9 protein-coding genes are annotated in these 12,049 nt (G+C 63.5%); 2 read left to right on the forward strand and 7 right to left on the reverse strand.

From position 1 onward, the window contains the following. The 6 genes from KUA23_RS17180 to KUA23_RS17205 form a co-directional block, all read right to left on the reverse strand. Nucleotides 1-1,701 (reverse strand): ATP-binding protein, encoded by a 1,701-nt coding sequence (locus tag KUA23_RS17180; protein ID WP_078048827.1) that lies wholly within the window; start codon nt 1,699-1,701, stop codon nt 1-3. A 125-nt stretch (nt 1,702-1,826) separates the two neighbouring features. Then, nucleotides 1,827-4,898, reverse strand: coding sequence for an error-prone DNA polymerase (locus tag KUA23_RS17185; RefSeq protein WP_252992487.1), 3,072 nt, complete (start codon nt 4,896-4,898; stop codon nt 1,827-1,829). A gap of 127 nt (nt 4,899-5,025) precedes the next feature. Next, on the reverse strand, nt 5,026-6,438 hold the full coding sequence (locus KUA23_RS17190; RefSeq protein WP_252992488.1) for a Y-family DNA polymerase: 1,413 nt from the start codon (nt 6,436-6,438) through the stop codon (nt 5,026-5,028). 7 nt (nt 6,439-6,445) lie between these two features. Continuing rightward, nucleotides 6,446-7,060 (reverse strand): translesion DNA synthesis-associated protein ImuA, encoded by a 615-nt coding sequence (gene imuA, locus KUA23_RS17195; protein WP_078048830.1) that lies wholly within the window; start codon nt 7,058-7,060, stop codon nt 6,446-6,448. Continuing rightward, nucleotides 7,060-7,677, reverse strand: a complete 618-nt coding sequence (lexA, locus tag KUA23_RS17200; protein ID WP_065874700.1) for a transcriptional repressor LexA — start codon at nt 7,675-7,677, stop codon at nt 7,060-7,062. The genes imuA and lexA overlap by 1 nt, the downstream gene beginning before the upstream one ends. An 86-nt stretch (nt 7,678-7,763) precedes the next feature. Continuing rightward, nucleotides 7,764-8,351 carry an NUDIX domain-containing protein gene (locus KUA23_RS17205; RefSeq protein ID WP_078048831.1) on the reverse strand — a complete coding sequence of 196 codons (588 nt, stop codon included), beginning with the start codon at nt 8,349-8,351 and terminating at the stop codon, nt 7,764-7,766. A gap of 115 nt (nt 8,352-8,466) precedes the next feature. On the opposite strand from KUA23_RS17205, the gene KUA23_RS17210 reads away from it, so the two are divergent. Continuing rightward, nucleotides 8,467-9,618, forward strand: a complete 1,152-nt coding sequence (locus tag KUA23_RS17210) for a GGDEF domain-containing protein (RefSeq protein WP_252992489.1) — start codon at nt 8,467-8,469, stop codon at nt 9,616-9,618. Between the two features lie 146 nt (nt 9,619-9,764). Next, a complete protein-coding gene (locus KUA23_RS17215) occupies nt 9,765-10,691 on the forward strand; it encodes an alpha/beta hydrolase (protein ID WP_252992490.1) in 927 nt (308 codons plus the stop codon). A gap of 192 nt (nt 10,692-10,883) precedes the next feature. Here the strand turns inward: KUA23_RS17215 and KUA23_RS17220 are convergent, their stop codons facing one another. Continuing rightward, nucleotides 10,884-12,044, reverse strand: coding sequence for an alpha-hydroxy acid oxidase (locus KUA23_RS17220; protein WP_078048834.1), 1,161 nt, complete (start codon nt 12,042-12,044; stop codon nt 10,884-10,886). Between the last annotated feature and the right edge of the window lie 5 nt (nt 12,045-12,049).

Raw genomic sequence — 12,049 nt, forward strand, 5'->3', positions numbered from 1 at the left:
TTATCGGGCGCAGAGCACGCTGCGGACCCGTTGCGCCAGGGCTTCGGGACTGTAGGGCTTGCTCAGCAGATGAATGTCGGGGCTCAGCAGGTGGTTGCTGGAGAGAATGTCGCGGGTGTGGCCGGAGGTGAACAGCACCGCCACCGGCGGGGTTTGCTCACGGGCCCAGGCGGCCAGGTCCGTGCTCTTGATGCGGCCGGGCATTACCACGTCGGTGAAGATCAGCTCCGGTTTCACGCCCGCCTTCAGCATATGCATCGCGCGGTCACCGTCTTCGGCCGTGAGCACGGTATAGCCCGACTGCTCCAGCAGTTCGACGACGGTGCAGCGCACGTCTTCGTTGTCTTCAACCACCAGGATGGTCTCGTGGCCCGCGGCATGCAGCGCTGACTCACCGTGGGTTTCCTCGACCTCTTCGCCGAGGCTGCGCGGGAAGTACATCTGCACCACTGTGCCCTTGCCTTCCTCGCTCCACAGCTCGACATGCCCACCGCTTTGGCGCACGAAGCCAAACACCATGCTCAGGCCAAGGCCAGTGCCGTGACCATTGCGCTTGGTGGTGAAAAACGGCTCGAACACCCGCGCCAGGACCGCCGGCGACATCCCCACACCGATATCGGTGACCGCCAGCCGCACATACTCACCAGGCTTGATGCTTTTACCCACGCAATCGTCAGGGTTGAGGATGATGTTATCGCCAGTGATGCGAATCACGCCTTCACCGAACATGGCATCCCGGGCATTGATCGCCAGGTTGAGCAGCGCGTTTTCCAATTGGTTGCGGTCGACGTTGATGCACCAAGAGTCCTGGGGCAATTGCACATCGAGGCGAATGGTTTCGCCCAGCGCTCGCTGCAGCAATTCGCCGAGGCCTGCGTAGATACGTTGCGGGTTGTACACCGCTGGCGACAAGGGTTGGCGACGCGCGAACGCGAGCAGCTGTGACGACAGCTTGGCGCCGCGCTCCACTGCCGCGATGGCGGCGGCGACCCGGCGCTGCACCTGGGGGTTATCCGGTTCATGGCGCGACAGCAGGTGCAGGTTGCCAGCGATCACTTGCAGCAGGTTATTGAAGTCGTGGGCCACGCCACCCGTAAGGCCACCGATGGCCTCGAGCTTCTGCGACTGGCGCAGCTGGGCTTCGGCGGTGGAACGTGCATGCACTTCCTCGGCCACCCGTTGTTCGAGGTTGTGCGTCAGCTCCTGGCGCACCCGTTCGGACTTCACGTGCTCGGTAGTCTCGGTGACGATCACCAGGACCCCGGCGGGTTGATGGTGATCGTCGGCCACTGGGCTGTAGGAAAGGTCCATCCAGACTTCTTCCGGCTGGCCGTTGCGCAACAATTCCAATGGAAAATTGCGGTACGACAACGTTCCCCCAGCCAGGCAAGTATCCAGCACATTGCGGTTGAAATCGGCGACTTCCGGCCAGCCCAGTTCCACAGGCTTGCCCAGCAGGTACGGGTGGCGACCGCCGGCAAACACGGAGTAACTGTCGTTGTAGATCATGTACCCCACTGACCCCCACAGCATCACCATGGGCATGGGGGAAGCCAGCAGCATTTGCACCGCGCTGCTCAGGCTGCAGGGCCACTTGTCGATCGGACCCAACTCGGTAGTCGACCAGTCGAAGGCGCGAATCCGCTGGGCCATTTCACCGCCCCAGCCTTCGCAGCCGTGGGTATTGGATAAAAATTGCATGTTGGGCTCTTGGCGACGATAGCGTTGGTGGGGAGCGCTGTTCCACTGTAAAGCGTTGGAGCCTGGCCGCAATGAATCGTTTCATTTGCATATAGCTTATCCGGCACAGCGGCCGCAAGACCCCGTCAGTGGAAATCCCGACTGCGCACATGGATGCCTTCCAGCAGCGCGGTCAGGTCGGTCAAACGCCCGGCAATCAGATGCCGCACCTCGCCCACCGCCTCCCAGCGCCCATCCACCTTCAACAGCCGCGACCCTACCAGCGCTTGGCGCTGACGCTCGGCGAGGTCGCGCCAGACCACCACATTGAGGTTGCCGAACTCATCTTCCAGGGTCACGAAGGTCACCCCGCTCGCCGTGCCTGGACGCTGCCGGCCCGTCACCAACCCGGCGACGCTGACATTGCGCCCATGCTCGACCTGCATCAGCTCCCGGGAACTGCGGCAGCGTCGCTTGCGCAGTTCGGCGCGTAACAGCGCCAGGGGATGCGGACCCAGCGTCGTGCCGAGCGTGGCGTAGTCGGCGTGCAGGTCTTCGCCCACCGTGGGTGCCGGCAACGCCACCACGGCTTCGTCCGGGCTGGGCAGGCCGGCAAACAGTCCGAGTTGCTTGTGCACGCCGGCCACTTCCCAACGGGCGGTGTGCCGGTTGCCGGCCAGGGAGCGCAAGGCACCGGCATCCGCGAGCAAGGCCTGGGCGCGCGCCTCCAGCCCGGCGCGATCGTCGAGGTCGGCAATGTCGCTGAACGCACGGTGCTGGCGCGCGGCCTCGATGCGCCGTCCATCCTCTTCGCGAAACCCCGAGATCATGCGCAGGCCCAGGCGAATCGCCGGCTGCGCACCGTCGATGGGCTCAAGGCTGCAATCCCAGTCGCTGGCCAGCACATCCACCGGCCGGATCTGCAAACGATGGCGCCGCGCATCCTGCAGGATCTGGTCGGGGCTGTAGAAACCCATGGGCCAACTGTTGATCAGCGCGCAGGCGAAGGCTGCCGGTTCATGGCACTTGAGCCAGCAACTGGCGTAGGTCAGCAAGGCGAAACTGGCCGCGTGGGATTCGGGGAAACCATAGCTGCCGAAGCCCTTGATCTGCTCGAAGATCTGCGCGGCAAAGGCTTCGCTGTAGCCATTTTTCAGCATGCCGACACGCAGGCGGTGCTGGTGCGGTTCCAGGCCGCCGTGGCGTTTCCAGGCAGCCATGGAGCGGCGCAACTGGTCTGCCTCGCCGGGGCCATAGTCGGCGGCGACCATGGCGATCTGCATCACTTGCTCCTGGAACAGCGGGATGCCCAGGGTGCGCTCCAGCACCACCTTCAGTTGGGGTGACGGATAAGTGGTTTCCTCTTCCTTGTTACGTCGGCGCAGATACGGGTGCACCATGCCGCCCTGGATCGGCCCGGGCCGCACGATGGCGACCTCGATCACCAGGTCATAGAACGTCTGCGGCTTGAGCCTGGGCAGCATCGACATCTGCGCCCGTGACTCGATCTGGAACACACCGATGGTGTCGGCCTTGCTGATCATCGCGTAGGTGGCCGGGTCTTCCTTGGGGATGGTCGCCAAGGCCAGGTCCCGGTTGCGATGGCGGCGCAGCAGATCGAAGCAGCGGCGGATCGCGCTGAGCATACCCAGGGCGAGGATATCCACCTTGAGCAGGCCGACGGCGTCGAGGTCATCCTTGTCCCACTGGATGATGGTGCGGTCCGCCATGGCGGCGTTTTCCACCGGCACCAGGGTGTCCAACGGGTATTCGGAAATCACGAAGCCGCCGGGGTGCTGGGACAGGTGCCGGGGAAAGCCGATCAATTGCTGGGTGAGCGTGAGCACGCGACGCAGGATCGGGCTTTGCGGGTCGAAACCGCCTTCGCGCAGCCGCTCCAAGGGCGGCGCATCTTCACTCCAGCGCCCGCAGCACTCGGCCAGGGCGTTGATCTGGTCCGGCGGCAACCCAAGGGCCTTGGCCACATCGCGCACCGCGCCGGACGCGTGGTAGCTACTGACCACGGCCGTCAACGCCGCACGGGTGCGGCCATAGCGCTGGAACACGTACTGCAGCACTTCTTCGCGGCGTTCGTGTTCGAAGTCCACGTCGATGTCCGGCGGTTCGTTGCGCTCCTTGGACAGGAAGCGTTCGAACAGCATGTTTGTCAGGCTCGGGTCGATCTCGGTAATGCCCAAGGCAAAGCACACTGCCGAGTTGGCCGCCGAGCCACGGCCCTGGCACAGGATCGAACGGCTGCGGGCAAAGCGCACGATGTCGTGCACCGTCAGGAAATAACTTTCGTAACCCAGCTCGCTGATCAGCACCAATTCTTTGTTGATCTGCTGCAAGGTCTTGGCGTCGACACCCTGGGGCCAGCGCTGGGCGATGCCCTCTTCGGTCACTGCGCGCAGCCAGGATTTCGCGTCGTGGCCGCTGGGCACCAGTTCGCGTGGGTAGTGATAGCGCAATTGGCTGAGGTCGAAGGTGCAACGACGGGCAATGGCCTGGGTCTCGTCGAGCAAGCGTTGCGGGTACAACGCGGCCAGGGCGTCGAGGCTGCGCAGATGGCGCTCGCCATTGGGGTGCAGGCGCGTGCCGGCCTCGGCCACGGGCACGTGGTGACGGATGGCGGTCATGGTGTCTTGCAGGGCCCGGCGGCCGCGCGCATGCATATGCACATCACCGCAGGCCACCGCCGGAATGTGCAGGCTGGTGGCCAGGTTAAGGCGTTGTTCCAGGTGGCGCGCATCGTCCTGGCCGCAGTGCAAGTGCACCGCCAGCCACAGGCGCTCGGTGAAGGTGCGACGCAGCCATTGGATATCGGCCTGGGTGTCGCTGTCCTCGGCAATCCACAGCGCCAGCAGGCCGGGCAGTGGTTGCGCGAAGTCCTCGCGCAGCAGGCGATAGCGGCCTTTTTCGGCACGCCGCCGAGCCAGGGTGATCAAGCGGCACAGGTGCTGGTAGCCACTGAGGTCCTCTACCAGCAACACCAGTTTCGGGCCGTTCTCGATGCGCACCTCGCTGCCGATAATCAGCGGCAACTCCACCGCTTTCGCCGCCTGCCAGGCACGCACGATACCGGCCAAGGTGCACTCGTCGGTGATCGCCAGGGCGCTATAGCCTTGGCGCTTGGCCCGCTCGAACAGCTCCAGCGCACTGGACGCCCCGCGCTGGAAGCTGAAGTTGGACAGGCAGTGCAGCTCGGCGTAACTCATGATCGCCACTGCCCGTAGGCGCTGGCTTGCCGGCGATGGTCGTTAACGGTGACGTGGGCTGCCAGAGGGAACGCAGTGCCTGTGCGATTTTCGCCGGCAAGCCGGCTCCCACAAGGGGGGGTGGTGTTCATGAGAACCAGCCTTGCAGCCATAGCCCATCGGTCTGCCCTAGGGTGCGGTAGGCCCAGCCTTGCTGGCCGGCGCGGGTCTGGATCAGGTAGTAGTCGCGGCGTACATCGGCGCCGTCCCACCAGCCGGATTCGATGCGTTCCGGGCCCATGAGGATCTGCACGCCGTGATCGGCTAATAATGTGGGCTCGTTCAGCAGCCAGCCGGGGCGTTGCACTTTATTCAGGGTCGGGCACGGGTTTTTATCCGCCGCCACTTGCCAGGCGCATTCGGGGCGGTGATCAGCGTGAAAGCGCAGGCCCTGCACCGCCTCATCCCCCAGGCGGGCACGCAGGCGCTCGCGCAATTGCTCCCAGGGCAAGGTCTGTTGCGGGCGGTCGTCGAACAGGTCCTGGCGCTGCGGCACAAACACCGGCAGGTCCTGGGCCACCAGGCGAAAGCCGCGCACCGGTGAGGTGACCTGGACCTGCTCCAGGCGCCCCCGGGCCAATTCAAACAGCATCGCCGCTTCACGCTCGGCGCTGAGCAGCCCGACCTTGATCACGCTGTCCGGCGCCTGGGCATGTTCCAGGTGCAGGTCGAAGCGTTGCACGCCACTGTCGCGGCCGCAGAGAAAGGCGGACAGATCACCGGTCAACCGGCGCAGGGGAAACAGCAGCGCTTGGTGGGATTGCACATCGAAATTCAGCTCGATGCGCACATCGAACCGGTCCGGCGGCTGATAAAACGCCAAGGCCAATGGCCGTTGCCCGGCCAGTGCATCCAGGTGCTTGAGCAGGCTGGCCTCAAAGCGTCGCGCCAAGGTATGCCGAGGCAGCGCCTGCACCTGGGCCAGGGTGCGCAGGCCCATGCGCGACAAAGCCGTGGCAGCTTGCGGGTCGAGGCCGGCACGGTCGATGGGCAGCGGCGCCAGGGCCTGCATCAGGCCGTCATCCTGCACCGCCAGCCCATCGTAGATATTGGCCAGCACCCGCGCTGCTGCCGGGTTGGGCGCGGCGACGATGCGATGACGAAAACCCAGCTCGGTCAGTTCCCTGCGCAAGCGCGCTTCAAACTGCGGCCACGGCCCGAACAGGCCCAGGCTCGACTCGATCTCGAACAACAAGGCACGCGGGTAATACAGGCTGACCTGGGAGCTGAACTGGTAGGCCCAGGCGGCGAGGAATTGTTGGTAGCGCTCGATCTCGGCGGGGTCGTATTCGGCGCTGGCAAAGGTCTTGGCCAGGGCATGCGCGGCGGTCAGGGATTGGCCGGGGCGCAGGCCCAGGGCGCGGGCGGCGTCATTGACGGTTTGCAGCACACGCCGCTGTGGCGTGCCGGCCAGCAGGGCCAGGGGTTGGTCCGGTTCGGGGTGCACACGCTGCACCCCGTCCAGCGCCAATTGCGGGAAGACAATACACACCCAGCGCATGGCAACCTCAATGCCCCGCCAGGGCAATCGGCGTCGGATGCGCCAGCCCGCCCCGGCACTTGAGCACCCGCACCTGCGCGGGCCTGGCCTCGACCGCCAGGCGCAACGCCGCGGGCGATGAATTGATCGCCTCGCTCAAGGCGCGCCAGGCAAACGCCAGGGTCTGTCCGGTTTCCGCCGCGACTTGCAGGCGCCGCAGCGCTCGGTCATCGGCCTTGCGCGGCCAGCACAACACCGCGCCGCAACTGCCGGAACGCAGGCATTGCTCCACCGCCCACAGGGCATCGCGTTCCTCGGCCTGGATCACCGAGAGCAGGCGCAGGTCCACCCCGGCGTTCTGCCAGGCATGGGGGTACGGTGTATAAGGTGGCGCCACCAGCACAATGCGCTCGCCGGCCTTTGATAAGCGCGCCAGGGTCGGCAGCACCAGTTGCAACTCACCTACCCCTTCCTTGGCCATGAGGATTTCGCTCAAGGCCGCCTCCGGCCAGCCGCCCGTGGGCAGCACTGCATCCAGCGCCGCCAGCCCGGTGGGGTGCACACTGGCCGGCGGCGCAGCGGGCCGGCCCTTCCAGACACGCCCGCCATTGAACAGCGTGTCCAGTGCAACGACGGCGCCCATCAACCTTGCCTCACCAAACCGCAGAACACCCCTTCGATGGCCAGGTCCTGGTCGGGGCCCACCACGATGGGTTGGTACGCGGGGTTGCGCGGCAGCAGGCGCACGCTGTCGCCACTGCGTTCGAAACGCTTGATGGTCACTTCGCCATCCAGGCGCGCCACCACAATCTGCCCATTCAAGGCTTCGGCACTGCGGCGTACGCCCACCAGGTCACCGTCGAGGATGCCATCCTCGATCATGGAATCGCCCTGCACCCGCAACAGATAGTCCGGGGTTTTCGCGAAGGTCGAAGGGTCCAACTGCAGACGGCTGTGCACTTCAGCGTCGGCGCCAATGGGCAAACCGGCGGCCACTCGACCGAGCACCGGCACATCCAGCCATTCCGGACGCGGCGGCTGATTAAGCAGCCGAATGCCCCGGGCCTGGTTGGGGTTGACCTCGATAAAACCGGCTTCGGTCAATGCCAGCACATGCTTGCGCGCCACGCTGCGCGAGGCAAAGCCGAACGCCTCGGCGATCTCGGCGAGGCTGGGGGGCTGGCCTTGCTGCGCGATGCGGTCGCGGATAAAGGTCAGGATGGCGGTACGGCGTGGGGTTAGAGTCGTCATGGAGTACATTTGTACTCCTGTGGGAAATTTCTGACAATAGCCGCCAGTCGGTGGGCGCCAGCGCAGGCAAGCCAGCGCCTACGGCAAAGCCTGCCTCACCAACCTTCTTTGAGCATCCGCAACTCCAGATGCTGCAACAGCATGATGGTCTTGCCATCGGCAATCTCGCCGCTCTGTACCATCGCCAATGCCTGATCAAAGCCCAGCTCCAGCACTTCGATATCCTCGCCCTCTTCCTCCAGGCCGCCGCCAGTGCCTACACGGTCACCCGGCTGATACTCACCCATGAAAAAGTGAATGCGCTCCGTCACCGACCCAGGGCTCATGAACGCGGCGTAGATCTTCTCCACATGCCCCACGCGGTAGCCGGTTTCTTCTTCCGCTTCCAGGCGAATGCGTTCTTCGGGGCTGGCGTTATCCAGCAGCCCGGCTGCCGCTTCGATCAGGTAGCCGTGGTAGTCATTGACGAAGGTGGGCATGCGGAACTGGCGAATCAGCAACACCGTGCGTTGCGCGCGGTTGTAGAGCAGGATGGTTGCGCCGTTGCCCCGGTCGTAGACCTCGCGGGTCTGGGCTTGCCAGCTGCCGTCGCGGCGGCGCAGGTCGAAGCTGTATTTTTTCAGCAGGTACCAGTTTTTCGAGAGGGTCTCTTCTGCAGTGATGCGAACGGGGCTGTTGTCCATGGTCAGGCCTTAGCTCAAAGGAGCTGGAGCATGTCGCGGTGGCAAGGTCAGCGTCAAGCGCGTCACATACGGCTACAATCGCGCCCCATCAAGGACTCCCTCCAGGTTCAAGGAAATGATGCTGCACATCCCGACGCTCTTGATAGTGGCCGTGTTCGTGTTTTGCCTGATGGGCCTGCTCACGGTGCATGCGTGGAGCCGTGGCCGTGAACCGACCCTGGGCTACCTCGGCATCATGTTGTTGCTCGCGTCGCTGGGCACCGGGCTGATCGTGGTGCGCGGCGTGGGCATGGACTTTGTCGCGCTGATCATCGGCAATGTGGTGCTGCTGCTCAGTGCGGCGATGAACTGGACCGCCATGCGCGCCTTTGTGCAACGCAAGCCCAGCGTGCCGGGGATCTTTGCCGGGTGTGGAATATGGCTGCTGATGTGCCTGGTGCCGCAGTTCTATGGCTCGCTGCCGGCACGGGTCACGCTGTATTCGGTGCTGGCGGCCAGCTATGGGGTTTTATCGGCCATGGAACTGTGGCGCCAGCGTGACACGCTGGAAGTGGCCTACCTTCCGGCCCTTGTGCTGACACTCCTGCACACCCTTTTTTACGGTGTCCGCGCCTTTCTCGACCCTGGCATGCCGATCAAGAGCGCCCAGGCTCCGGGCGGTGAAGGCGTGCCGTTTTTCTCGTTCATGCTGTTCGAGTCGATGCTGTATGCCATCGGCATTGCCTACGTCACCTTGGCGATGGTCAAGGAGCGTGCCGAGTTGCGCTTCAAGGCGGCAGCGTTCAGTGATGCGCTGACCGGTATCGGCAACCGCCGCGCCTTTATGCTCAAGGGTGAAAAACTGTTGGCCGACAGCGCCCGCCGCCAGCAAAGCGCGGCCCTGTTGCTGTGCGACCTGGATCACTTCAAGCGCCTGAACGACAGCTTCGGCCATCCCATGGGCGACCAGGTGCTGATCGCCTTCAGCCAGGTGACCCAGGCCGCTTTACGCAACGGTGACGTGTTCGCCCGCATCGGCGGAGAAGAGTTCGCCTGCCTGCTGGCCGACAGCGATGAAACCGGCGCCTTCGAAGTGGCCGAGCGGATTCGCCAGGCGTTTGCCCGCCTGGACCTGCTGGCGCCGGGTTTCCTCAGTGTGAGCATCGGTATCGTCACCACCGACGAGGCCGGCCATGACCTTTCCCATCTGCTGTCCCAGGCCGACCAGGCGTTGTACCTGGCCAAGGCCCAGGGGCGCAACCGCGTACAGAGGCTGGCGACTGCCTAGGCCTTGCTCGGCCCTGACCACTGCGGCCTCTGGCGTTGAGCGCTGCAACACTTTGCAAGCAATCCCCAATAACGACTGTCGAATTAATTCCTGCCTGGGGAAACCATCTGGTAAAACCCCTGCTTCACCTTTTTCCTGGAACCTACATGTCCTCTCGTTTTCTCTCGCGCCTGAGCCTGCGCTGGTTTCCCATGCTGTGCATGGTGGTGTTGATCATCGGCCTGCCGGTGGGCTGCGCCGTGCTGCAACACAAGGAGCGCGAACTGGTATTTCGCATCGAGCCGGGCACCGCCAGCTGGTACAGCGGCTTGCCCAAGGCGGTGCAGGAATTCGAACTCAAGCCCGCCAGTTTCAAGTCAGGGCAAAACATTCATGGCTGGTGGTACCCGGCCGACAACAAGGACGCGCCGGCCATCCTGTATCTGCACGGCGTGCGCTGGAACCTGACCGGCCAACTGTTTCGCATCGAGCAACTGCACGCCCTGGGCTATTCGGTGCTGGCGATCGACTACCGCGGCTTTGGGCAGAGCCACGGCGAGCTACCGTCAGAAACCACGGTGTATGAAGACGCGCGTATCGCGTGGGAACGTTTCCAGGTGCTGCAACCCGACCCGCAAAAACGCTTGATCTACGGGCACTCCCTGGGGGGCGCGGTGGCTATCGACCTGGCAGCCGAACTGGGCAAGCAGACACCGTTACCGGTGCGCGGGCTGGTGATCGAGTCCACCTTTACTTCGTTGGCGGATGTGGCCACCGCCGTGGCCAATACCTCGTTGCCGGTGCGCTGGTTGCTGTCGCAGAAATTCGATTCCATCGACAAGATTGCCGATATCCATATGCCGCTGCTGGTGGTGCATGGCCTCGACGACCGTTATGTGCCACCGCGTTTCAGCCAGCAGCTGTTTGAAGCCGCCCAGGAACCCAAGCGCCTGTTACTGGTGCCTGGTGCCAGCCATAACAACCGCATGAGCCTGGCCGGTCGCAGTTACGGCCAGGCACTGGACAAACTGATGCAAGCGCAGATGCCGGCGCAGATTGTCACGCACTCCACAGGCCGCAACGGCGACTCATAAAATCGCTTTTCGGCACTGGGTTCGCGCTTGGCTGTCAAGCGCAAACCCAGCCCATGCTGGGCCAAAACTTAAGTTGATCAAATATTGACCTCTGCTTAAATCGCCAACCCAGCCGGGGCTTCGCAAAGTTATCCACAGAGATACCCACGGTTTTCGTGGACAACTCTTTTTATTTTTTTACGTTTTTTTTGCTCAATAAACGCTTTCAGGAAATGTACCCGGCAACAAAATCTCGCGATTCACCTCGCGTATATCGTTATAGCCACACAGCGCCATCGTCACGTCCAACTCACGGGCGATGATGTCAAGCGCCTTGGTCACACCCGCCTCGCCCATCGCCCCCAAGCCATACAAATGCGGCCGGCCGATCATGGTGCCTTTGGCCCCCAATGCCATCGCCTTGAGCACGTCCTGGCCGGACCGAATACCGCCATCCAGCCATACCTCGATGCGCTCACCCACCGCCGCCACAATTGCCGGCAGTTGGCTGATGCTCGACGGTGCGCCATCGAGTTGACGACCACCGTGGTTGCTCACCACCAATGCGTCGGCACCGGCATTCACGGCCAGACGCGCGTCTTCCACATCGAGGATGCCCTTGATGATCAATTTGCCGCCCCAGCACTTCTTGATCCATTCCACATCGTCCCAGCTCAGGCGCGGGTCAAACTGCTGGGCCGTCCAGGACGACAGCGAACTCATGTCCGCCACGCCTTTTACATGCCCGACGATGTTGCCAAAGCCACGACGTTTGGTGCCGAGCATCCCCATCACCCAGCGCGGCTTGGTGGCCATGTTGAGGATATTGGGCAGGGTCAGCTTGGGCGGCGCCGACAGGCCGTTGATCAAGTCCTTGTGGCGTTGCCCGAGGATCTGCAAATCGAGGGTCAGCACCAATGCATCCACGCCGGCCGCCTTGGCGCGCTCAATCAATTGTTCGATGAAGGCCCGGTCACGCATCACATACAGCTGGAACCAGAACGGCTGGCCGACGTGTTCGGCGATGTCTTCCAGGGAGCAAATGCTCATGGTCGACAAGGTGTAGCGCAGGCCAAATGCGGCAGCGGCGCGGGCGGTCAGAATCTCGCCATCGGCGTGCTGCATGCCGGCCAATCCGGTAGGCGCCAGCGCCACCGGCATGGCCATGTCCTGGCCGATCATGCGGGTGCGTATCGAACGCTCATCGATATTGCGCGCGACACGCTGGCGGAACTTGATGCTGGCAAAATCACTTTCATTCGCCCGGTAGGTGCTCTCAGTCCAGGAGCCGGAATCGGCATAGTCGTAGAACATCCGTGGGACACGTTTTTGCGCAAGCTTGCGTAAATCTTCGATGGTTGTGATCAACGACATCTAGG

The organism is Pseudomonas pergaminensis (assembly GCF_024112395.2).
Taxonomy (GTDB): domain Bacteria; phylum Pseudomonadota; class Gammaproteobacteria; order Pseudomonadales; family Pseudomonadaceae; genus Aquipseudomonas; species Aquipseudomonas pergaminensis.